At 71.3% G+C, this 22,144-nt stretch carries 24 protein-coding genes; 3 read left to right on the forward strand and 21 right to left on the reverse strand.

The genetic code is table 11. The annotated features are described in order from the left end of the window. The first annotated feature begins 62 nt into the window (after window positions 1-62). Complete coding sequence (locus OG570_RS08540; RefSeq protein ID WP_247060316.1) at window positions 63-248, forward strand: hypothetical protein; 186 nt, start codon at window positions 63-65, stop codon at window positions 246-248. 274 nt (window positions 249-522) lie between these two features. Here OG570_RS08540 and OG570_RS08545 read toward each other — a convergent pair whose 3' ends face one another. The 5 genes from OG570_RS08545 to OG570_RS08565 form a co-directional block, all read right to left on the reverse strand. Beyond that, window positions 523-1,893, reverse strand: a complete 1,371-nt coding sequence (locus OG570_RS08545; protein WP_326956163.1) for a MinD/ParA family ATP-binding protein — start codon at window positions 1,891-1,893, stop codon at window positions 523-525. An 88-nt stretch (window positions 1,894-1,981) separates the two neighbouring features. Continuing rightward, on the reverse strand, window positions 1,982-2,950 hold the full coding sequence (ccsB, locus tag OG570_RS08550; protein ID WP_326945902.1) for a c-type cytochrome biogenesis protein CcsB: 969 nt from the start codon (window positions 2,948-2,950) through the stop codon (window positions 1,982-1,984). Window positions 2,951-2,953: 3 nt separating this feature from the next. Continuing rightward, a complete protein-coding gene (gene resB / locus OG570_RS08555) occupies window positions 2,954-4,549 on the reverse strand; it encodes a cytochrome c biogenesis protein ResB (RefSeq protein WP_326956164.1) in 1,596 nt (531 codons plus the stop codon). Beyond that, window positions 4,546-5,319, reverse strand: a complete 774-nt coding sequence (locus OG570_RS08560; protein WP_326945900.1) for a cytochrome c biogenesis CcdA family protein — start codon at window positions 5,317-5,319, stop codon at window positions 4,546-4,548. Before OG570_RS08560 ends, resB begins: the two co-directional genes overlap by 4 nt. Before the next feature lie 72 nt (window positions 5,320-5,391). Then, window positions 5,392-6,453: an FAD-dependent oxidoreductase gene (locus OG570_RS08565; protein ID WP_326956165.1), complete on the reverse strand. Its 1,062-nt coding sequence runs from the start codon at window positions 6,451-6,453 to the stop codon at window positions 5,392-5,394. 80 nt (window positions 6,454-6,533) lie between these two features. On the opposite strand from OG570_RS08565, the gene OG570_RS08570 reads away from it, so the two are divergent. Further along, window positions 6,534-7,085, forward strand: coding sequence for a TetR/AcrR family transcriptional regulator C-terminal domain-containing protein (locus tag OG570_RS08570; protein ID WP_326945898.1), 552 nt, complete (start codon window positions 6,534-6,536; stop codon window positions 7,083-7,085). Between the two features lie 109 nt (window positions 7,086-7,194). Here OG570_RS08570 and OG570_RS08575 read toward each other — a convergent pair whose 3' ends face one another. The 4 genes from OG570_RS08575 to hemL all read right to left on the reverse strand — a co-directional run bounded on the left by OG570_RS08575 (window position 7,195) and on the right by hemL (window position 10,165). Continuing rightward, window positions 7,195-7,584, reverse strand: coding sequence for a hypothetical protein (locus tag OG570_RS08575; RefSeq protein WP_326945897.1), 390 nt, complete (start codon window positions 7,582-7,584; stop codon window positions 7,195-7,197). Between the two features lie 87 nt (window positions 7,585-7,671). Continuing rightward, window positions 7,672-8,244 (reverse strand): TlpA family protein disulfide reductase, encoded by a 573-nt coding sequence (locus OG570_RS08580; RefSeq protein ID WP_326956166.1) that lies wholly within the window; start codon window positions 8,242-8,244, stop codon window positions 7,672-7,674. Beyond that, the gene (locus OG570_RS08585; protein ID WP_247060305.1) at window positions 8,241-8,867 is read right to left on the reverse strand and encodes a histidine phosphatase family protein; all 627 of its coding nucleotides are present in this window, start codon (window positions 8,865-8,867) and stop codon (window positions 8,241-8,243) included. Before OG570_RS08585 ends, OG570_RS08580 begins: the two co-directional genes overlap by 4 nt. Next, window positions 8,864-10,165: a glutamate-1-semialdehyde 2,1-aminomutase gene (gene hemL, locus OG570_RS08590; RefSeq protein ID WP_326956167.1), complete on the reverse strand. Its 1,302-nt coding sequence runs from the start codon at window positions 10,163-10,165 to the stop codon at window positions 8,864-8,866. The genes OG570_RS08585 and hemL overlap by 4 nt, the downstream gene beginning before the upstream one ends. A 116-nt stretch (window positions 10,166-10,281) precedes the next feature. On the opposite strand from hemL, the gene OG570_RS08595 reads away from it, so the two are divergent. Next, window positions 10,282-10,758: a TspO/MBR family protein gene (locus OG570_RS08595; protein WP_326945894.1), complete on the forward strand. Its 477-nt coding sequence runs from the start codon at window positions 10,282-10,284 to the stop codon at window positions 10,756-10,758. A 64-nt stretch (window positions 10,759-10,822) separates the two neighbouring features. On the opposite strand, the gene OG570_RS08600 is transcribed toward OG570_RS08595, so the two are convergent. The 12 genes from OG570_RS08600 to OG570_RS08655 form a co-directional block, all read right to left on the reverse strand. Beyond that, complete coding sequence (locus OG570_RS08600; RefSeq protein ID WP_326956168.1) at window positions 10,823-11,461, reverse strand: hypothetical protein; 639 nt, start codon at window positions 11,459-11,461, stop codon at window positions 10,823-10,825. Between the two features lie 10 nt (window positions 11,462-11,471). Then, on the reverse strand, window positions 11,472-12,677 hold the full coding sequence (locus tag OG570_RS08605; RefSeq protein WP_326945892.1) for an ABC transporter permease: 1,206 nt from the start codon (window positions 12,675-12,677) through the stop codon (window positions 11,472-11,474). Further along, the gene (locus OG570_RS08610; protein WP_326956169.1) at window positions 12,674-13,399 is read right to left on the reverse strand and encodes an ABC transporter ATP-binding protein; all 726 of its coding nucleotides are present in this window, start codon (window positions 13,397-13,399) and stop codon (window positions 12,674-12,676) included. Before OG570_RS08610 ends, OG570_RS08605 begins: the two co-directional genes overlap by 4 nt. Then, on the reverse strand, window positions 13,396-14,688 hold the full coding sequence (locus tag OG570_RS08615) for an efflux RND transporter periplasmic adaptor subunit (RefSeq protein ID WP_326956170.1): 1,293 nt from the start codon (window positions 14,686-14,688) through the stop codon (window positions 13,396-13,398). The genes OG570_RS08610 and OG570_RS08615 overlap by 4 nt, the downstream gene beginning before the upstream one ends. Window positions 14,689-14,750: 62 nt before the next feature. Continuing rightward, complete coding sequence (locus OG570_RS08620; RefSeq protein WP_326956171.1) at window positions 14,751-15,089, reverse strand: hypothetical protein; 339 nt, start codon at window positions 15,087-15,089, stop codon at window positions 14,751-14,753. Window positions 15,090-15,102: 13 nt separating this feature from the next. Beyond that, window positions 15,103-15,549 carry a hypothetical protein gene (locus OG570_RS08625; protein ID WP_247060294.1) on the reverse strand — a complete coding sequence of 149 codons (447 nt, stop codon included), beginning with the start codon at window positions 15,547-15,549 and terminating at the stop codon, window positions 15,103-15,105. After that, window positions 15,546-16,100 carry a hypothetical protein gene (locus tag OG570_RS08630; protein WP_326956172.1) on the reverse strand — a complete coding sequence of 185 codons (555 nt, stop codon included), beginning with the start codon at window positions 16,098-16,100 and terminating at the stop codon, window positions 15,546-15,548. The genes OG570_RS08625 and OG570_RS08630 overlap by 4 nt, the downstream gene beginning before the upstream one ends. A gap of 17 nt (window positions 16,101-16,117) precedes the next feature. After that, window positions 16,118-17,089: a porphobilinogen synthase gene (gene hemB, locus OG570_RS08635; RefSeq protein WP_326956173.1), complete on the reverse strand. Its 972-nt coding sequence runs from the start codon at window positions 17,087-17,089 to the stop codon at window positions 16,118-16,120. 148 nt (window positions 17,090-17,237) lie between these two features. Continuing rightward, window positions 17,238-18,770 (reverse strand): uroporphyrinogen-III synthase, encoded by a 1,533-nt coding sequence (locus tag OG570_RS08640; RefSeq protein WP_247060288.1) that lies wholly within the window; start codon window positions 18,768-18,770, stop codon window positions 17,238-17,240. 83 nt (window positions 18,771-18,853) lie between these two features. Next, complete coding sequence (gene hemC, locus OG570_RS08645) at window positions 18,854-19,783, reverse strand: hydroxymethylbilane synthase (RefSeq protein WP_247060286.1); 930 nt, start codon at window positions 19,781-19,783, stop codon at window positions 18,854-18,856. Window positions 19,784-19,804: 21 nt separating this feature from the next. Further along, window positions 19,805-21,112, reverse strand: coding sequence for a glutamyl-tRNA reductase (locus OG570_RS08650; RefSeq protein ID WP_326956174.1), 1,308 nt, complete (start codon window positions 21,110-21,112; stop codon window positions 19,805-19,807). Between the two features lie 73 nt (window positions 21,113-21,185). Beyond that, on the reverse strand, window positions 21,186-22,115 hold the full coding sequence (locus OG570_RS08655; RefSeq protein WP_326959932.1) for a redox-sensing transcriptional repressor Rex: 930 nt from the start codon (window positions 22,113-22,115) through the stop codon (window positions 21,186-21,188). Between the last annotated feature and the right edge of the window lie 29 nt (window positions 22,116-22,144).

The following is a 22,144-nucleotide window of genomic DNA, read 5'->3' on the forward strand; positions in this document are numbered from 1 at the left end:
GCCCGCAGCCCGCGCGGACGGGTAACCTCGGGGGACTGGCAAGCCAAGCGGAAGGATCCGGCATGCTCGCTCTGCTCGCGGCCGTCGGCGCGCTGGTCGTCGCCCTGCTCCTGTGGCGGTCGTTCGCCGGCCAGCGGATCGGAGTGCCCTCGACCCCGCGGCGCGCCCCGATCGCTCCGGACGACGACCCCGACTTCCTGCGCCAGCTGTCCGAACAGCAGCGCAAACGCCGGGACGAAGACCTCTAGGCCGCCCTTGACGTTCGGCTGACCCGAGACCCGCAAGCCCGGGCCCGGCCCTCACGCGACCCCACACGCATCCCGTGCACTCCAGCCCGGACCCCGCGTGATCCCAGCCGTAACTCGCGTGATCCAGGCCGGATCTCGCGTGACTCAGCCCGTGACTCACGTGATCCGGGCCGGAACTCGCGAGTCACGGCCTCAATCACGCCAGTTACGGGCCCGATCACGCGAGTTGCGGGTCTGGTCACGCCGGTTACGGCGCTGATCACGCGTCTTGCGGCTAGCGGTACTGCTGTGAGAGCGGTGTCGCGAAGCCGTCGGCGACCGTGGCCGCCAGGTCCAGCAGGGCCAGCCGGGTGTCGCCGCCCAGGCGGTCCAGCTCGATCTCCGCGCCCTCTTCGAGGTGCGGGTCGAACGGGACCTGGCAGACCGCGCGGACCTTGGCGCCGAAGTGGGCCGACAGCTTGTCGAGGTCGACCGAGCCGCCCTTCGGGCGCACCGAGTTGATCACCGCGACCGAGCGTTTCACCAGCTCGCCGTAGCCGTGGGCCTCGAGCCAGTCCAACGTCGCCGAGGCGCTGCGGGCGCCGTCGACCGAGCCCGACGAGACGACGACCAGCGCGTCCGCGACGTCCAGGACGCCCTTCATCGCCGAGTGCATCAAGCCGGTGCCGCAGTCGGTGAGCACGATGTTGTAGAAGTGCTCCAGCAGGTTGACCGTGCGCCGGTAGTCGTCCTCGGAGAACGCCTCGGAGACGGCCGGGTCCTGCTCGCTGGCGAGGATCTCCAGCCGGCTGGCGCCCTGGGACGTGTAGGACCGGACGTCGCTGTAGCGCGTGATGCGGGCCGCGTCGCGCAGCAGGTGGCGGACCGTCGCCGTGGTCTCCAGCGGGATCTTCTGCGAGAGCGTGCCGCGGTCCGGGTTGGCGTCCACCGCGACCACGCGGTCGCCGCGCAGCGAAGCGAACGTCGCGCCCAGGGTCGTCGTGACCGTGGTCTTGCCGACGCCGCCCTTCAGCGACAGCATCGCGATCTTGTAGCACCCGCGCAGCGGCTGGTTGACCCGCGCGATGAGGTCACGGCGCTGGGTGTCGGCCGGGCTCTCCCCCGGGTTGACGAGCTTGCCCGTGCCGACGTAGACGGCCTTGCGCCAGCCCGACTGCGGCGGCCGCTTGACCTGCTTGACCAGGTGCGCCGTGGACAGGTCGTGGCCGTGGCCGCCCTGCGGCTGCGGCGCGGCGTGCCGGCCGCCCTGGGGCTGCGGCAGGCCGGACGGCTGCTGCTGGGGTTGCTGCTGCGGGTACTGGGCCTGGGCCTGCGCCTGCGACTGGTACTGCTGCGCGGGGTCGCCGTACTGCGGCTGCAGCGGCGGGAGGTTCTGGTCGTAGCCGTACTGCGTCGGCTGGCCCTGGGGCACCTGGTGCGGGCCCGAGACGGCCGGGTTCGGCACCTGGTGCGGCCCGGACGCCGCCGGGTTCGGCGGCGGCGCGACGGCCTGCGTCGGCTGCACGTCGAACGCGCCTGACGTCTCCGGGTGCGGATGCGAGTCCGTCCGGTCGTCGGCGAACAGGCTTCCCGGCGCCTCCGGCTGCTGCGGGGCAGCGGCCGGTTCGGCGTGGCCAGGAGCCGATTCTTCGCTGGGTCCGGTCACCGGTGTAAACCTCCGCGCACTCCGCCCGACATCACTACCCCTGAAGCTCTCCCCGATGACGACGGTAGTCGGCGTACCCGCAGGTTGCTCAGCCCACCCCGGCGTAGGAGTGCAAGCCCGCGGTGACGAGGTTCACGAAGAACAGGTTGAAGATGATCGCGGCGAACCCGACGATGTTGATGGCCGCCGCCCGGGCGCCGCGCCAGCCGGCCGTCGCGCGTGAGTGCAGGTAGGCCGCGTAGACGACCCACGCGATGAACGCGACGGTCTCCTTGGGGTCCCAGCCCCAGAACCGGCCCCAGGCCGACTCGGCCCAGACGGCGCCGCAGAGCACGCCGAAGGTGAAGACCGGGAACGCGAAGATCGTCGTCCGGTAGGCGATCCGGTCGAGGACGTCGGCCGCGGGCAGCTTCGAGGCGAAGCGCGCGAACTTGGTGTTGTCCTTGTCGTAGGCCGCGCGGAACAGGAACAGCACGCTCGCCACGCCCGGCACCAGGAACACGCCGGAGCCGATGATGGCCGCCGAGACGTGGATGGCCAGCCAGTACGACTGCAGCGCGGGCTGCACCGGCGCCGCGATCGTGTACAGCAGCGTGCCGTTGATGAACATCAGGATCACGACGGGCAGCAGCAGGAAGCCGGTGAGGTGCCGGACCGGGAACTTCCACATCACGATCAGCCAGGTGACCACCGTGATGAAGGTGACCGCCATGCCGTACTCGTACATGTTGCCCCACGGCGCGCGGTGCACGGCGAGCCCGCGCAGCACGATCGCCGACAGCTGCAGCAGCGCGCCGAGCACCAGCAGCGCCGCGCCCATCCGGCCGATCCGCTCGGGCCGCCCGACCGCGCGCTGCTCGGCCTGGATCTGCTCGATCGGCGGTCCGCCGGCCCCGACGAGCTCACGCGCCCGCAGCTTGGCCCGCTCGGTGGCGAGCCGGCCCTTGGCGCCGAAGCCCTGCTCGATCAGGGTGAACATCAGCGCGACGACGTAGATCGCCGCTGCGGTGGTGTACAGCCAGTCGCTGTACTGCGACAGCGTCTCGTTGATCGGCATGCCTCAGCCCTTCTGACCACTGATCAGGCGTTCGCTGATCCGGTGGAACTCTTCGCCGTACCCGGCCTGATCCGTGCGGGCCAGCCCGGCGACCTCGATCACCGTACTCGGCTCGCTCTCGGTCCCCGGCTTCACCCGGACCCACAGCCGACGCCGCTTGACCAGCAAGGACGCGCCGAGGCCGAGGAACATCGAGATGGCGAACCCGAGCACGAAACCCTGCGTCGGGTCGTGGGAGACCTGGAGCGAGACCCAGTGGCCGACGCCGTCGAAGCGGACCTTCGTGCCGTCGTCGAGCTTGATCTCCTGGCCGACCTTCATGTTCTCGCGGGCGATCTTCTTCAGCCGCCCGTCGTCGACCATCGACTGGTCGACCTCGAACACCGACTGGCCGCGCCCGGCGTCCAGGCCGAGGTCGCCGCGCAGGATGTCGACGGCGACGGCGGGGTCGGTCAGCTGCGGCGCCGACGACGTCAGGACGTTGCCGTGCAGGAACGACGTCGGCGCGAACAGGCCGGTGATGGCCAGCTGGCGGGTCCGCCGCTGCACCTCGTCGGTGACGCCGGGCTGGTCGAACTTCGTCGCGCCTTCGGCGAGCATCGTGGTCGGGTCGACCGTGCGCCACTGCGTGTTCTGGGTGCGCTGGGTGCCGTCCGGGAAGGTCACCGTGAACTTCGGCGAATACCCCTGGCCGAGCAGGTAGACGCGGTCGCCGACGGTGCGCAGCGGCGAGTTGACCTCGAGGCCGTACGGGCGCCAGGTGTTCGTGTCGAGGTCGGCGCCGGACTGGTACTCGATGTTCGAGTGGTAGTACTCCGGCTCGCCGGCGTCGGTGTAGCGCGCGGTGAAGTCGTCGATCTTCACGCAGAACGGGTCGAGGTCGGTGCCGTCGATGCGCAGACCCGCGTTGAAGGAGTCGTAGTTGTAGATGCCGGAGTTGCAGAACGTGCTGCCGTCGGCCTGGACGATGACCTGGCCTTCGTAGCCGTACAGCTTGCCCAGCGCGAAGAACACGATCAGGCCCAGCATGCTGAAGTGGAAGATCAGGTTGCCGGTCTCGCGCAGGAACCCGCGTTCGGCGGAGATCGTGCGGACGCCGCCGGCCTCTTCCCGCTCGACGCGCCGCCAGCCGGACAGCTGCTTGTGGACGGCGGCGAGCTCGGCGGCGACGTCCTGCTTGCCGCGGCCGAGCCGGTAGTGCGGCATCCGCGCCAGGTTGCGCGGGGTCAGCACCGGCTTGGCGCGCATCGCCTTGACGTACTCGAAGCTGCGCGGCGTCAGGCAGCCGATCAGCGAGATCATCAGCAGCAGGTAGATCGCCGAGAACCAGATGCTGGAGTAGACGTCGTAGAACTCGAGCTTGTCGAGCAGCGTGCCCCACCAGCCGTGCGCGCTGATGTACTCGTCGACCTTGGGCGCGTTGAGCTTCCGCTGCGGCAGGAGCGCGCCGGGCAGCGCGGCCAGCGCCAGCAGGAACAGCAGGACGAGCGCGGTGCGCATCGACGTCAGGCCGCGCCAGGTGTTGCGCACGAAGGCGAAGGTGCGCTTGGCGGGCGTGGGTCCTCGCGGGGCCGCGGGCGGTGCCTCGGTGGTCGTCACAGCGGCAGCCTCAAGTCGCCGGCCAGTTCGTTGCGGAGGAAGCCCATCAGATCTCCCCAGACGCCGGTGACCAGCAGGATCCCGACGATCATCAGCAGCGCGCCGCCGAAGACCTGGACCTGGCGGCCGTGGCGGCGCAGCCAGTCGGTGGCGCGCACGGCCCAGCGGGCGCCGAGCGCGATGAGCAGGAACGGCAGCCCGAGGCCGAGGCAGTAGACGGCGATCAGCAGGTAGCCGCGGGCCTCGGCGCCGCCGGTCGCGCTGGCCAGCGTCGTGACGGCGGACAGCGTCGGGCCGATGCACGGCGTCCAGCCGAGACCGAAGACGGCGCCGAGCAGCGGCGCGCCCCAGATGCCGCCGCCGGGCACGCGGTGCGAGCGGAACTCGCGCTGCAGGCCGGGGATCCAGCCGAGGAACACCAGCGCCATCGCGATGGTGAGGACGCCGCCGATGCGCTGCAGCAGGTCCTGGTTGAGGGTGAGCGTGTCGGCCAGCCAGACCAGGGTGCCCAGGGTGGCGACGAACACGACGGTGAACCCGAGCACGAACAGCAGCGCGGCGCCCAGGACGGCCCAGCGGCCCTGCTTGCGCTCCTCGCCGGCCCGGACCGCGGGCGCGTCCGCGCCGACGAGCGCGGCGAGGTACGCGAGGTACCCCGGCACCAGCGGCACCACGCACGGCGAGGCGAAGGAGATCGTTCCGGCCAGCAGCGCGACGCCCGCGGCGAGCAGCAGCGGTCCGGAGATCGCCAGCTCGGTAACGGAGTTCACGGGATTGAGGGTAGGCAGTGAGGTCCCGGTGAGAACTCCGGGGCCGGTTCACAGGACCTACCTCACAGCAGTTCAGGACCTTGGTCCCGCCCGTTCCGGGAGAAACTGGTCAAGCACGGCGACACTGTGCTCGACGGCCTGGGCGCCGTAGGCGAGCATCTGCGTCTCGTACTCCTCGACGGCTTCGGGGACGGCCTTCTCGACGAGCAGGTCCCGCAGCAGCCGTGCGTCGTACAGCGCCATGTTGGCGCCGTTGCCACCGCTGGGCGACGTCGCGTGGATCGCGTCGCCGAGGAGCGTGACGCGGCCGGGTGCCCACCGCCGTTCCGGCCGGACGACCCGGATCGACAGCGCCGCCGAGTGGGCCGGGTCGGCCGCCTCGACCAGCGCGCGGACCCGCGGGTGCCAGCCCTCGACGGCCTTCACCGGGACGTCCGGCGCCGGCAGCAGCACCCAGCGGACGTAGTCGGGTGTGTCGGGCAGCTCGACGCCGAACTCGAGGCCGGCTTCGCGCGGCGGACGACGGAAGCGCATCAAGCCGAGCATGAGCTGCACCGCGCCGTCGCTGACGCCGGTGCCGAAGCCGGGAACGAGCGACTCGAACTCCGGCGTCAGCGTGGTGCGGCCGACGACGCACCGGACGCCGGTGTCGCTCGGCCGGAGGTCCGGCGCGAGCCGGCCGCGGACCGCGGAGGTGATGCCGTCGGCCCCGACGATCAGGTCGGCGTCGACGTGGGTGCCGTCCGCGAACTCGGCCCGCGTGCCCCGGTAGCCGGTGAACCGCTTGCCGAAGCGGACGTCGATGCCGTCGAGCAGGAGGTGGCGCAGGACGTGCCGGTCGACGGCGATCGCGGTCATCGGCTCGAGCTCGCGCAGCTGCCGGAGCTGGGTGTCGTGGAAGACGCGGCGGCCGTGGAGGTCGCCCGTGACGGCGTCCAGCAGCGGGTGCAGCCGGTCGGGCAGGCAGGCGAGCAGGGCTTCGCGGCCGACGTCGGCTAGGCCGATCCGGTAGCCCTGGAAACGGGCGCGGACACCCGGGTCACGTTCGAACACCTCGACGTCGATCCCGGCTTTCCGCAGGCCCTGGGCCAGGCACAGGCCCCCGAGCCCGGCTCCGATCACTGCGACTCTCATGGTTCCTCCCCGGCTTATTGAACACTGCTCAAGTTACCTGAACAACGCTCAAGTGCGCCAGGCGTGGTGAACTTGTCCCGATGCCTCTGAACCAGGCGGTGGTGCTGGACGCCGCGATCGAATTGCTCGACGAAACCGGGCTGGACGAGCTGACCACGCGCAAGCTCGCCGACCGCCTCGGCGTGCGCGTCGGCGCGCTCTATTGGCACTACGCGAACAAGCAGGCGCTGCTGGACGCGGTCGCGGAGCACATGCTGGCGGTGGCGTCCCGCGGGCTGAGCGCGTCGGGAACGTGGCGGGAGCGCGTGACGGCGTTCGCGAACGCCCACCGCGAGACGATGCTCGCCCACCCGGACGGCGCCCGGGTCATCGCGACGATGAGCGTCCCCGGGCCGGCCGCGCGGGAGTTCCTGGGCCACCTGCTGACCACGCTCGCCGCCGCCGGGATGGCTTCACCGGAGCGCGAGGCGTGCGCGGACGTCGTGACGAGCTACGTGAACGGCTTCACGGTCGAAGAACAGGCCCGCCGCACGGCCGTGCCCCGCTCGCTGCGGGACATGGCGTTCGCGACGGGCCTGTCCGTGGTCATCGACGGCCTGGCCGCTCGGGTCGGGCGCGCCGAAAAGCCGTGAAGGCCTCCTTCGCGGCTCTTACGGCCGGTAAGGAGGCCTTCACGGCTTTCGCGGGTCTCGCGGGTCTGGCGGGTCTCGCGGGTCTCGCGGGTCTCGCGGGTCTCGCGGGTCAGAGGTAGAGCTGGCCGCCGTCGGCGAGGACGCCGCCGATGCGGGGGCCGTAGTTGCCGTACTCCTGGGTGTTCAGCTCGTACTGGCCGGTGCTGGTCACCGTCTCGTACGTGACGTACGGGTAGCAGCAGTTGCCGATGTACAGCTGGTCGCCGTACTGTGCGCCCGACAGGCTGCCGTGCACCAGGCCGTTGCCGGTGTTCTGCCACAGGCGGAGCGTGCGGCCGTTGCCGCTCGTCTGCTTGAGCAGCGTGAATCCCTGGACCGTGACCGGTGCCGCCGAAACGACCGGTGCCGTCGAAGCGGCGGGTGCCGCCGAAGCGGGCGCCGACACGGCCGTGGTGACGGCGAAGGCGAGGAACGCCACGGCCGCCAACTTCTTCATCATGAGAAACCCCCTGGGTTCGGACAAAACGATCACCGGGAACGTACCGGGAATCGCGCGGCCGGCTGAGGGGTTTCAGCCTGGGCTTGATCAGGCTTGTTCGGCCGCCAGGCGCTGGGTGACCGGGAGCAGGTCCTGGGCCAGCACCGGGCGCAGGAACACCGCCGCGACGCGGTGTTGTCTGTCCAGCACGATCGTCGACGGGATGATGTTGCGCGGGTAGCCGCTCAGCTTGAGCAGCACCCGGCCGTCCGGGTCGTAGATCGACGGGTACGTCAGCCCGCGGTCGCGGACGAAGTCCTGTGCGGCGTCGCGCGCCGGGTCGCGGACGTCGATGCCGACGACCTGCACCCCCGGCGCCTGCTTCGCGAGGCTCTCCATCTCGGGCACCTCCGTGCGGCACGGCCCGCACCACTGGCCCCAGAGGTTGAGCACGACGACCTTGCCGGGGAAGTCCGCCAGCGACAGCTGCTTGCCCTCGTTCATCAGGTCGTCGCCGGAAAGGACGGGCGCCGTCTGGCGCTGAGCGACGTCGTAGGTGATGTCGACCTGGCCGCCCGGGGAGACGAACGTGAAGCTGCTCCCCTGGACGACCGCGTCCTTGCCCGCGCTGCACCCCGCGATCAGGCCCAGCGCGGCCAGCGTGACGAGGAGCCGTTTCATGCCCCGGTCACCTTCGGGTCGGTGGACCCCGCGGGCTCGCTGTAGACGATCTCGCGCAGCTCGTCGCCGTCGAAGACCAGGCTGGTCAGCGAGGCCAGCGAGCACTGACGGCGGCGCGGGTCGTGCCACAGCTTCTTGCCCTCGAGGAACCGCCGGAGCGTCCAGATCGGCAGCTGGTGCGAGACGCACAGCGCCTCGTGCCCCTCCGCCGCGTCGCGCGCGCGGTGGACGGCGCCGAGCATCCGGTGCGCGATCTCCAGGTACGGCTCGCCCCACGACGGCTTGAACGGGTTGGTCAGCTTCGACCAGTGCTTCGGCTCCCGCAGCGCGCCGTCGCCGACCGCGACGTGCAGGCCTTCGAACTGGTTGCCGGCCTCGATCAGCTCCGCGTCGGTCGCGATGTCGAGGCGGTGCGCGGCCGCGATCGGCGCCGCCGTCTCCTGCGCCCGCTGCAGCGGCGACGCGACGACGTGCACGAGGTCGTGCCCCGCGACGGCCTCGGCGACGGTCAGCGCCTGACGCTGGCCGCGCTCGGAGAGCCGGTAGCCGGGCAGCCGGCCGTAGAGGATCTTCTCGGGGTTGTGGACTTCGCCGTGGCGGAGCATGTGGACGACGGTGGTCACCGGACCGCTCCGGCCGCCGCCTGCGCCGCCGCGGGCAGCGCCGCTTCGATCACCGAGAACGCTTCTTCGTCCATGGCCGCGTTGACGAACCAGGCCTCGTACGCGCTCGGGGGCGCGTACACGCCGCCGTCGAGCAGCGCGTGGAAGAACGGCGGGAAGCGCCAGGTCTCGGACGCCTGCGCGCCCGCGTAGTCGCGGACCGCCGGCTCGCCGAAGAACACGCTCACCAGGTTGCCCGCGTACTGGACGCTGTTCGCGACGCCGGCTTCGCTCAGCGCGAGGCGGAAGAGGTTGCCGAGGCGCTTCGCGTTGGCGTCGAGCGCCGCGTACACGGCCTGGTCGGCCGCGCGCAGCGTCGCGAGGCCGGTGGCCACCGCGACGGGGTTCCCGGACAGCGTCCCGGCCTGGTAGACCGGCCCGCCCGGGGCGAGCTTGGCCATGATGTCGGCGCGGCCGCCGAACGCCGCCGCCGGCAGGCCGCCGGACATCACCTTGCCGAACGTGTACAGGTCGCCGGCCACGCCTTCGAGGCCGAACCAGCCCGCGCGCGAGACGCGGAACCCGGTCATCACCTCGTCCATGACCAGCAGCGCGCCGTGCTCGTGGGCGATCTCCAGCAGGCCCGCGTTGAAGCCCTCGTCCGGCGCGACGGCGCCCATGTTGCCCGCCGCGGCCTCGGTGATCACCGCGGCGATCGTGTCCGGGTTGTCCACAAAGGACTGCCGGACGGCGTCGAGGTCGTTGTAGGGCAGCACGATCGTGTCGGCGGCCTGGGCGCCGGTGACACCCGGCGACGTCGGCAGCCCGAGCGTCGCGACGCCGGAGCCGGCCTGGGCGAGCAGCGCGTCGACGTGGCCGTGGTAACACCCGGCGAACTTGACGATCTTCGCGCGGCCGGTGAACCCGCGGGCCAGCCGGATCGCGCTCATCGTGGCTTCGGTGCCCGAGTTGACCAGCCGCACCCGCTCGACGGGCTCGACCCGGCCGATGATCTCCTCGGCCAGCTCGACCTCGCCGATGGTCGGCGTGCCGAACGACAGCCCGGACGTCGCCGCCTCGCGCGCCGCCTCGACGACCGCCGGGTGCGCGTGCCCCAGGATCATCGGGCCCCAGGACGACACCAAGTCGACATAGCGGTTCCCGTCGGCGTCCCACAGGTGCGGGCCCTCGCCGCGGACCATGAACCGCGGGGTGCCGCCGACCGAGTTGAACGCCCGGACCGGCGAGTTCACCCCGCCCGGGATGGCCGCCTTAGCGCGGTCGAACCATGCCTTGGACTGCTCGGTTCCAGTGCTCACCCCTTCAGTCTCGCAAACCCGGGCGACGCACCGCCGACCCCGTCACCGGCAACTCGGGTGCGCGCGAGCGTCACCGCCCTAAGATGGCCGCACGCCGCCCGGGAGGGGAACAACCGGTGACCGAACGTGCGCCCCAGCGCAACCCCTGGCTGGTGCTGGCCTGCTTCCTCGGCGTCGTCGCCGTGGTCGCGGCGGTCGGCGCCCTGGCCGCGACGTCGTCGAAGGAGATCTACGAGCGCTTCGACCTGCCGTCGTGGGCGCCACCGGTGTCGCTGTTCGGTCCGGTGTGGACGGTGCTGTACGTCACGATCGCCCTGTCCGGCTGGTGCTACTGGCGCACCGACGGCGAGAACCGCGGGTTTGCCGCGTACGGCATCGGCCTGCTGGTCAACCTGCTCTGGCCGCCGCTGTTCTTCGAGGGCGGCGCCGCGGTGCTCGCCCTGCTCGACATCCTGGTGCTGGACGTCGTCGTGCTCGTGACGATCGTCCTGTTCGCCCGCCGGTCCAAGCTCGCGGCCGCGCTGCAGGTGCCCTACCTCGTCTGGATCCTCTTCGCGACCGCGCTCAACACCGCCATCGTCGCGCTCAACTAGCCGTCGTGAGTGGTTAGGGCGGTTAGAACCGCCCTAACCACTCACGAGAGCCGCGGCAGACCCGTCAGCGGGCGGCCTGCTGGGTGATCGCCTGGGCGGCGACCGTGCCGTCGTCGCCGGCCTGGCCCTGGATAGTCACCGTCGAGCCCGGCTTGAGGTCGGCGAGCTTGCCCGGCTGGGTCACGCCGACCGTCGTCGAGTCCGATGTGGACACCTTGACGTCGTTGCCCTGCGCGGTCTTCACGTAGACGGTCGTGCCGTCGACGTGGTCGATCGTGCCCGTGGTGCCGCGCCCGCCGGCGCCGCGGAAGCCGCCGCCCTGCTGACCGGTGCCGGTCCCGGTCCCGGTGCCTGTCCCGGCCTGGGTACCACCCTGGGTGCCGCCCTGCTGGCCGCCGAAACCGCCGCCCTGACGTCCGGCCGGCGCGCCCGACGAGCCCGAGCCCGAGGACGAGCCGAACGCGGCGTGCGTCCAGGCGCCGCCGGCGAACACCGCCGCGAGCACCACCAGCCCCGCCAGCACCATCGTGGCGCGGGAGAACGGCTTGGCCGCGCGGCGCATCTCGGCGTTCAGGTCACCCTCGACCGCCGGGCTGGCGACGATCTGCTCCGCCGTCGGCTCGGAAGCGGCACTTTCACGTGAAAGTGCCGTCCCCTGGTGGTCACTTTCACGTGAAAGTGCCGGATCGGTTGGGGAAGACATCGGTGACTCCTTATTCATGACGCAGCGCGTCGATCGGCCGCAGCTTGGCGGCCCGGTTCGCCGGGAAACTGCCGAAGAACAGCCCGATCAGGGCGGATACCGCGAAGGCGAGCAGGATCGACGAGGGCACCACGACCGGCTTGATCCCGGAGATGGTGAACCGGCTGCCGATCAGCCCGATCGCGACGCCGAGCAGCCCGCCGAACAGGCTGAGCATGGTCGCTTCGGCGAGGAACTGGCCGAGGATGGCTGCGCGCGGGGCGCCGATGGCCTTGCGGATGCCGATCTCGCGGATCCGCTCGGTGACCGTGACGAGCATGATGTTCGTGACGCCGATGCCGCCGACGAGCAGCGAGATCGCCGCGACGGCCGCCAGCAGCACGGTGAACGTCTCGGTCGCCGACGTCCGTGTCGCGAGCAGCTGCTCGGAGTTCTGGATCTGGTAGTCGGCGGTGCCGCCGAGCCGGATGCCGTGGCGCGCGTTGAGGATCGCGGTGATCTCGGACTGCGCCAGCGTGACGGAGTCCGCGCTGGTGGCCTGGACGGCGATCTGGCTGAGGCTGCCGTAGCCGGCCAGCGAGTTCTGCACGGCCGAGATCGGCGCGATCGCGACGTCGTCGGCGTTCTGCAGCCCGGTGCTGCCCTTGGCCTGCAGGACCCCGACCACGGTGAACTGGATGCTGTTGAGCAGCACGTTCTGGCCGACCGCGTCGGTGCCGCTGCCGAAGATCGACTCCGCCGTCGTCGGGCCGAGCACGACGACCTTGCGCGCGGCCGTGACGTCCTCGCTGGTGAACAGCGCGCCCTCGGCGATGTCGCGGTTCGTGGTGGTGAAGTACGCGGGCTCGGTGCCCGCGACGGTCGAGATGTCGTACGACGTCTGCCCGTAGGTCGCGGTGGCCGTCGTGTTCACGACCGGCGACGCGGCCTTGACGTCGGGCGCGCCGATCGGGTCGACCAGCGCGTGCGCGTCCTGCACGGTCAGCGGCCGGGCCGAGGCGCCCTGCCCGCCGCCGCGCGCCGGGGAGACGTTGACGACGTTGGTGCCGAGGCCCTGGATGCTCGCCGCGATGGCCGCCGAGGCGCCGTTGCCGACCGCGACGAGCAGGATCACCGCGGCGACGCCGATGGTGATGCCGAGCGTGGTGAGCGACGAGCGCAGCTTGTTCGCCGTGAGCCCGCGCACGGCGAAGCGCAGGACTTCGAAGAGGTTCACGACACGGCTCCCACGACTGTGCCGGTGGCGCGGGTGCCTCTGCTTATCACGTCGGCCACGATCAGCCCGTCGTCGACCCGGACGACGCGGCGCGCGTGCGCCGCGACCTCGTCCTCGTGCGTGATCACGACGATGGTACGGCCGAGCTGGTTGAGCCGGTCGAACACGCCGAGGACGTCCTCGGTGCTGCGGCGGTCCAGGTTGCCGGTCGGCTCGTCGGCGAGCAGCATCGCCGGCCCGGTGACCAGCGCCCGCGCCACGGCGACGCGCTGGATCTGGCCGCCGGACAGCTCGCTCGGCAGGTGCTTGGCCCGGTCGGACAGCCCGACCATGTCGAGCGCCGCGAGCGCGCGGCGCCGGCGTTCCGACCGACGGAGTCCACTGTAGACAAGCGGTAGCTCTACATTGGACAGAGCCGACGTCCGGGGCACGAGGTTGAACGACTGGAAGATGAAACCGATCTTCCGGTTGCGCAGCAAGGCCAATTGGCGTTCGTTGAGCTTGCCGACGCCGAAGCCGTCCAGCAGGTACTGGCCGGACGTCGGGACGTCGAGGCAGCCCAGCATGTTCAGCAGCGTCGACTTGCCCGAGCCGGACGCGCCCATGATCGCGACGTACTCGCCGGGCCACACGGTGAGCTCGACGCCGCGCAGGGCGTGCACCGCGGTGTCTCCCGCGCCGTAGGTCTTGCGCAGTCCGGAGACCGCGATCACCGGGTTCATCCGCGTCCGCCGAAGCCGCCGCCGGCACCCGTGCCGCGCTGGCCACCGCCGGGCACGCCGCCGGTCCCGCCGCCCGGGAACCCGCCGGTGCCGCCCGTTCCCCCGGTGCCGGTCCGGCCGGTGCCGCCGGTGCCGGTCGCGGCCGTCGCGGTGAGCACGACGTTCTCGCCCTCGGTCAGCCCGGACGTGATCTGCACGGTCGACTCGCCGCGGATGCCGATCTGCACCTGGCGGGGCACGTTCCGGCCGTTTTCCTGCACGGTGACGATGTTGGTGTTGCCGGCGGTCGTCACGGCCGCGGCCGGCACGCTCAGCGCGTTCTGCGCCTCGGCGACGGTGATCACGACGCTGGCCGACTGCCCGGGCCGCAGCCCGTCCGGCGGGCTGGTGAGCGCGAGCTGCGCGCCGTAGGAGACCACGCTGCCGCTGGTCGTCGGGGTCAGGTTGATGCTGGAGACGGTGGCCTGGATCGGCTTGTCCGGCAGCGCGTTGAGCGTCACCGTGGCCTTCTGGCCCGCCTTCACCTTGCTGACGTCGATCTCGGCGACCGAGGTGGTCACGACCAGGCCGCTCATGTTCGTGATGGTGATGAACCCGGTGCTGCTGCTGGAAGAAGACGACGTCGCGGCGCTGGAGTTGGACGAGCCCTGCCCGCCCTGGCCGCTGCCGCTGGACGTCGACTGGGAGCTGCTGCTCGCCGAGCCGCTCGAGGACTGCTGCCCGACCGTGCCGTTGACGGCGGTGACGGTGCCCGCGCCGGGCGCGTAGAGCGCGGTGTTGTCCAGCGCGGTCTGCGCGGTCTGGACGTCCAGCTCGGCCTGGTCCAGCTTCGCCTGCGCCGAGGTGACGCTGTTCGCGGCGGCCTGGGCGCTGTTCTGGCTGTTTTGGCCCGTCGCCGGGGTGTCCTCGGCGGTTTCGGCGCTGTCGAGACTGTCTTGCGCCACCGAGCGATTCGCCTTCGCGACCTGAAGCTGCTTCGCCGCCTGCGTGCTGTCGACGGTCGCGAGCTTCTGGCCGGCGCTCACGACGTCGCCGACCTTCACGTCGATCGACGTCACCTTGCCGGCCGTCGTGAAGTTCGCCGCGCCCGTGTAGCTGCTGGCGAGCGTCCCGGCGGCGGAAATCGTCTCGGAGACCGTCGCCCGGCGCACCTGCGTGCTGCGCGTCTGGGCCTGAGCCGTGTTCGAAGCCGGGGTAAAGGCTTGGTATATCCCGAATCCCGCCCCGGCCAGTAGCACGATCAGAGCACCGTTGATCACCCATGCCCTGGAGGCACGCACCCGCGTCATGCGGCAACAGTGCTGCCGCCGCTTAGCAATTGACTGTTCGTTCCCTGTGGAGGAGCTGTGTATCAGTCCGGCTGCTTTGGGGGGCGCGCACGCAGCGCGAGAGAGAGCTGACGGACCGCGTCCACCAGCAGGATCGCGGCCACGACACCGAGCCCGATGGCCGCGGCGAGGTGCCCGCCGAAGTACCGGTGCGACTCGAGGACGGCGCCGTCGTCGGTGCGCGTCACCACGGTGGCCATGCCGCTGTGCCAGAAGGCGTAAACGCCCCAGCCGGCCGCCACGGCGAGCACGACCTCCAGAACGGCGACCAGAATCCGCCACGGCTTGTGCAGCCGCGCGGCGGACCCGGATTCATCCGGCGGCCAGAGCTCGGCCCCGGTGGGCTGCGGAAGGTCGATCACGGAGAGGATTTTCTCACGTCTCGCGCGGCGTCGCCCGGACGAGGCGGTCCAGCGCGTCCTGCAGGGCTTCGACGTCCTTCGCCCACGCCAGCACCACCGTGCCGTCCGCCAGCTTCAGCGGCAGCGAATCGTACTTGCGCGGGACCGACCAGCCGCCGCCGAGCACCCTCGCGCCGACCGGCGTGCCGACGTCCGTCACCGACTCCAGCTCAGCTGCCTGGACCTTCTCGCGGCCCTGGCGCAGCTGCTTCGTCGTGACTTCCAGCGAGAGGAACCGGCGCCGCGCGTACACCCACGGGATCGTGATGACGCACAGGCCGAACGCGACCAGCAGCCAGCCCACGAGGTGCACCGGGCCACCCGTCACCAGCTCCGCCAGCGCCCCGACCACGGCGAACACCGGGCCCCACACGATGGCGACCCAGCTCACGCCGGACTCGGCGTAGAGCCGGTCGCTCACGGGCGCTTGCCGGCCTTCGGGAAGTAGCCCGCCACCGACGGCAGGTACAGCAGCACCAGCGCGACGACGAACACCAGCACCGCGGCCAGCGTCAGGAAGTTGATGATCGGCGCGATCACCATGATCAGCACCAGCATCACGATCGGCAGGATGGTGAGCACCGTCCGGGCCGAGCGGGTGCCTTCGCGCGCCTTGTACGCGAACAGCAGGAACAGAAGCACGAACACGACCGAGCCACCGAGCAGGTACCACAGCAGCGTCGTGACGCCGTCCGCGATCATCTGCGGCGAGTACTTCGAGTCCTTGGTGCCCTCGACGAACTGCGCGATGACCGCGGACTTGCTGCTGAGCAGCTGGACGTAGCTCAGGATCAGCAGCACGCCACCGCCGAGCCACAGCCAGAACGACCACCACACCGGCCGCGGCGGGGCGGCCTTCGGCGCGGACTGTCCCGGCATGACCGGATCCGGCGCGCGGCCCAGTTTGCGGCGTTCGTCGTCGGTGAGACCGCTGAGGTCGGTGCCGTTTTCGGGTGTTTCAGCATCGGTCACGCGAGGACTCTAACCGGTCAGTCCAGCCACGCAGCGGCTTCGGCTGCCCAATACGTCAGGATCATGTCGGCGCCGGCCCGGCGGATCGACGTCAGCACCTCGAGGACGGTCCGCTCACGCTCGAGCCAGCCGTTGGCCGCGGCGGCTTCGACCATCGCGTACTCGCCCGAGATGTTGTAGGCCGCCACCGGCACCGGGGAGATGTCCGCGGCCGCCTTGAGGACGTCCAAATAGGACAGCGCGGGCTTGACCATGATCATGTCCGCGCCCTCGGCGAGGTCCAGCTCGATCTCGCGCAGCGCCTCGCGGGAGTTGCCCGGATCCTGCTGGTAGGTCTTGCGGTCGCCCTTGAGCTGCGAGTCGACGGCCTCGCGGAACGGGCCGTAGAACGCGCTGGCGTACTTCGCGGCGTACGCGAGGATGGCCTTGTCGCTGTGGCCGACCTCGTCGAGCGCGCGGCGGATGACGCCGATCTGGCCGTCCATCATCCCGGACGGCCCGAGCACGTGCGCCCCGGCTTCGGCCTGCGCGACGGCCATCTCGGCGTAGATGCGCAGCGTGGCGTCGTTGTCGACCCCGCCGTCGGCGTCGAGGACGCCGCAGTGGCCGTGGTCGGTGAACTCGTCGAGGCAGGTGTCGGCCATCAGCACGGTGGCGTCACCGAGTTCGGCGCGGAGGTCGCGCAGGGCGACGTTGAGGATGCCGCGCTCGTCGACGGCGCCCGAGCCCTCGGCGTCACGGGTCTCGGGAATGCCGAACAGCATCAGCCCGCCGACCCCGGCGTTGACCGCGTCGACGGCGGCCTTTCGCAGGGTGTCCCGGGTGTGCTGCACAACGCCCGGCATGCTCGAAATCGGCCGCGGCTGGTCAAGCCCTTCAGCGACGAACATCGGGAGGATCAGCTGGCGTGGCCGCAGCGTCGTTTCACCGACCAGCCGGCGCATAGCGGGCGTGGTCCGAAGCCTGCGGGGACGATGCTCGGGGAACACCCCTCCAAGTTACTCCGCGCCCCTTCGCCGAAGACCCGCAAGGGTGCTCAGCGGCTACTTTCGTCGGTGACCGGCAGCCTGGAAAGCCGTGAAGGCCCCCTTCCCGGCGGTAAGAGCCGGTAAGGAGGCCTTCACGGACCAACGAACCTCAGGACCTGCGGGCCCGCTTCGCCTTGCGCGGCGGCGGCAGGGCGCCCTCCGCGCGGAGGCGTGCGGCGTGCTCGGCCAGGGCGTCCACCAGGTGGGGGACGTCCGCCTTCTCCGGCTGGACGTCGACCCGGAGGCCGAACTCCACTGCCGTCTCGGCCGTCTTCGGGCCGATGCACGCGACCAGCGTGCGGGTGTGCGGCTTGCCGGCGATGCCGACCAGGTTGCGCACGGTCGAGGACGAGGTGAAGCAGACCGCGTCGAAACCGCCGGTCTTGATCATCTCGCGGGTGTCGGCCGGCGGCGGCGCGGCCCGGACGGTCCGGTAGGCCGTGACGTCGTCGATCTCCCAGCCGCGTTCGCGCAGGCCGGCCGACAGGGTCTCGGTGGCGATGTCCGCGCGGGGCAGCAGGACGCGGTCGACCGGGTCGAGGACGTCGTCGTACGGCGGGAACTCGGCCAGCAGGCCTTCGCTGGACTGCTCACCCTCCGGCACCAGCTCGGGGATGATGCCGAACGAGCGCACCTTCTCCGCGGTGGCCGCGCCGACGCAGGCGATCTTCACGCCGGAGAACGCGCGGGCGTCCAGGCCGAACTCCTCGAACTTCTCCCACACCGCGCGGACCGCGTTGGTGGAGGTGAAGACGATCCACTGGTAACGGCCGTCGACCAGGCCCTTGACCGAGCGCTCCATCTGCGCCGGGCTGCGGGGCGGCTCGACCGAAATGGTGGGCACCTCGTGCGACGTCGCGCCGTGGCCGCGCAGGCGCTCGGCCATCTCGCCGGCCTGCTCCTTGGTGCGCGGCACCAGGACCTTCCAGCCGTAGAGCGCGCGCGACTCCCACCACGACAGCTTCGAGCGCTGCCCGGCGGCCTGGCCGATCGTGACGATCAGCGGCCCGACGAGCTCGCCGGCGTCGTTGGCGACCTTCTCGAGCGTGGTGTCGAGGGTGCGCTGGGTGTTGATGGTGCCGTTCGCCGTCACCGCGACCGGCGTCGACGCGGGCAGGCCGTGCCCGGTCAGCGCCGAAGCGGCCTCGGCGAGGTGCGCCGACGACGCGTGCAGCACCAGCGGGCCCGGGGCCGCGGCCAGGGCCGCCCAGTCGACGTCGCCGCGGACGTCGACCTCGGTGTGCGTGCCGCCGAGCGCGACGCCGGCGTACGCCGGGACGGCCGCGCCCGGGGACACACCCGGGATGACGTCGAACACGGCGCTCGTGCGGGCGACCGCCTGCACCTCGGCCACGACGGCCGGGGTGGTCAGCGGGTCGCCGGCGATCAGGCGGAGCACCAGCCGGCCGGCCTTGGCCTCGTTGGTCAGGTCCTTGGCGACCTCGGTGGCCTCGCCGACGGCGGGGCGGACCTCGGCGCCTTCGGCGGTCATCGCCAGGACGGCCTGGGGCACGTCCGGGTCGGTCACCACGACCTCGGCCTTGGCCAGCAGTTCCTGGGCACGGACCGTGAGCAGGCCGGCGTCGCCGGGCCCGGAGCCCACGAACGCTACGCGCCCGGTGGTCTTTCGCGCGGGGGTCATCTGTGCGTTTCTCCTCTTGCGGCGGCCGTGCGTCATGGCACGGACGCAGGTCTCCTACGTCTTGAGAAGCGCTCGTGAAAGCGCTACTGCGCGGGTCCGGAGAGGGCTCCGGCTCCGAGGTCCAGCAGCTCTGCGGCCAGGTCCTTGCCCAGCTGGGCGGCCTGGTGCTTGTCGGCCAGCGCGATGGCCCGGACCATGTCCACCACGCCTTCCTCGCCCTCGATCGCGGCGGTGCCGCGCAGCGAGATCCGTTCCACGACCTTGCCCTCGGCGTCGAGATCTTCGACGATCTCGGCGAGCGCGCCCACGGGCGAGCTGCACCCCGCCTCGAGCGCGGCCAGCAAAGCACGCTCGGCCGTCACCGCGGCCCGCGTGCCCTCGTCGTCCAGCGTGGATGCGAGCAGGTGCTCGAGGTCCACGTCGGCGGTCCGGCACTCCACCGCCAGCGCGCCCTGTGCGGGCGCGGGCAGCATCTGGATCGGGTCGAGGGTCTCGGTGATGACCTCGACCATGCCGACCCTGGCCAGTCCGGCACGCGCGAGCACCACGGCATCCAGCTCGCCGTCGGTGACCTTGCGCATGCGGGTGTCGATATTGCCGCGAATCGGCACGATTTCCAAACCGAGACCCAGCGCGCGCAGCTGCGCGGTGCGCCGCAGCGAGCCGGTGCCCACCGTCGCGCCCGGCGGCAGCTCGCCGAGAGTCAGCCCGTCACGCGCGATCAGCGCGTCCCGCGGGTCCGCGCGCGGCGGCACGGCGGCGAGCGAGATGCCCGGCTCCGGCGCGGTCGGCAGATCCTTGTACGAGTGGACGATGACGTCGACCTCGTTGCGCAGCAACGCTTCCCGCAGCGCGGAGGTGAACACGCCGACGCCGATCGTCGGGATCGGCGCCATCGACTTGTCCCCGGGCGTGGTCACCGTGACGATCTCGACCTCGGCGCCGGTGGCGCGCAGGGCGTCGGCGACGTGCCCGGTCTGGGCGAGCGCGAGCTTCGATCCGCGCGTACCCATGCGAATGACTCTGGTCACTTACTACTTCTTCTCTGGTGGGGGCGTCGGGCTCGCCACCGCGGCGGGTGCCTGCGGGTCGAGGCAGAACAGTTCGCGCAACGCGTTCGCGTAGTCGGTGTCGGCCGTCTCGGCGGCCAGCTGCTTGACCCGCACCGTCGGCGCGTGCAGCAGCTTGTCGACCACCCGGCGGACCGTGCGGCCGACCTCTTCGCGGATGGTGCTGTCCAATTGGGGCAGCCGGTGGTCCAGCCGCAGCAGTTCGGCGTCGACGACCTCGGCCGCGCGCTTGCGCAACGCGGTCACCGTCGGGGTGACCTCGGCGCTGCGCTGGCCGGCGAGGTACTCGCGCACCTCGTCGAGCACGATGCCGGTGGCCTTCGCCGTCTGCCGGTCGGTGGTCGGGGTGCCGGCTTCGCGCATCCGGCGCTGGACGGTGGCCAGGTCGACGACGCGCACGCCGGCGAGCTCGCCGACCGCCGGGTCGACGTCACGGGGCAGGCCGAGGTCGCAGACGACCAGGGCGCGGCCGCCGCGGGGCAGCACCTGCTCCGGGCCGAAGACGGCGTCCTGCGCGCCGGTGCAGCAGATCACGACGTCGGCGTCACGCACCGCGTCGGCGACCTGGGACAGCGCGATCGCCCGGGCGGGCACGCCCTGCTCGGACACGTTCGCGGCGAGCCGGCGCGCGCGGGCGTCGGTGCGGTTGGCGACGGTGATCTCGCCGATGCCGGCCTTGCGCAGCTGCGACGCGCTCAGTGCGCCCATCGAGCCGGCGCCGACGATGACGGCGTGCTTGCCGGTGACGTCCCCGGCCGCGGCGAGCGCTTCGGACACGACCGACGCGCCCAGCTGGTCGAGGCCGGTTTCGGTGTGGACGCGCTTGCCGACGCGCAGCGTGGTCTGGATCAGCTCGTGCAGCGTGCGGCCGACGGTGCCGGCCTCGCGCGCGGTGGCGTAGGAGGAGCGGATCTGGCCGAGGATCTGCGTCTCGCCGACGACCATCGAGTCCAGGCCGGAGGTGACCGAGAACAGGTGCTCGACCGCGGCCCCGGCGTAGTGCACGTACAGGCTGTCGTACAGGTCGGCGGGCGTCATCCCGGCCTGGCGGGCGAGGACGTCGGAGACGTCGTTCAGGCCGCCGTGGAAGGTCTCGACCACCGCGTAGACCTCGATGCGGTTGCACGTCGAGACGAGCATGACCTCGCTGATGTGCTCGGCCTGCTGCAGCTCGTCGAGCACCTTGCCGATCTCGGGCGCCGGTACCGCGACGCGTTCCAACGTGCTCAGCTCGGCGCTGCGATGGGAAAGCCCCACTGCCAAGACGCTCATGCCGTCACCTCGCTGACGCTCGGTGAGCGCCTAAGCGGCTGCGCTGTGTTGAATGATTCACTCGCAGGCTCGCTCATGAGCGCACCACCACTTCCCGTCCGCCGTCCGGACCCGCGCCGTTCCGTCCGCTGCTCTTGCCATTGTCGGACGGCAGACCCGCTGCGGGTAATCCGGAATTGCCCTGATTGCTCGCAGCATCATCCGCCCGACGGGCTACGTGAAATGACAGTATCTGCAGCTCGACGGCCAAATCCACCTTGCGGACCTCGATGTGAGCAGGAACTTGCAGCACGACGGGAGCAAAGTTGAGGATGCACTGGACGCCGCCGGCGACCAGGCGGTCGCACACCGACTGCGCCGCGGTGGGCGGCGTGGCGATCACGCCGATGGAGATCCCGCGCTCGGCGCAGACCCGCGGGATGTCGTCCATGTGGGAGACCGGCAGGCCGCCGACCGGCACGCCGATCAGGTCCGAGTCCAGGTCGAACAGGGCCTCGACCGGGAAACCGCGCCCCGGGAAGCCGCCGTAGTTGGCCAGCGCGTGACCGAGGTTGCCGATCCCGACCACGGCCACCTTGTGCTGCCGGGTCAGGCCGAGGATCCGCTCGATCTGGCTGACCAGGACGCTGACCTCGTAGCCGACGCCGCGGGTGCCGTAGGAGCCCAGGTACGAGAGGTCTTTGCGCAGCTTCGCGGAGTTGACGCCGGCGGCCTGCGAAAGCTCTTCGCTGGAAACGGTCGTCGCGCCCTGTTCCGACATCGCGGACAGCACGCGGAGGTAGACGGCCAACCGGGCGACGGCCGCTTCGGGGATCTGCTTCGCCCGGACGGCCTCGGGGGCATCCCCGTTGCCGTTGGCGCGGCCGTTCACGGCGGCCGCGGGCACGGCGGGCATCTCGGCCGTCGGCGCGTTGTCGGCGTCCGGCGTGTCCGGCCGGCGGGTCCGCCGTGGCGGCCGGCCGGCGGAGTCCGCTCCGTCACGCCCCCCGCGCTGTGTCACCACGCCGTGTCTCCTGCCCGCTGCGCACCTGC

The sequence above is a fragment of the Amycolatopsis sp. NBC_01286 genome (genome assembly GCF_035982555.1).
GTDB lineage: Bacteria > Actinomycetota > Actinomycetes > Mycobacteriales > Pseudonocardiaceae > Amycolatopsis.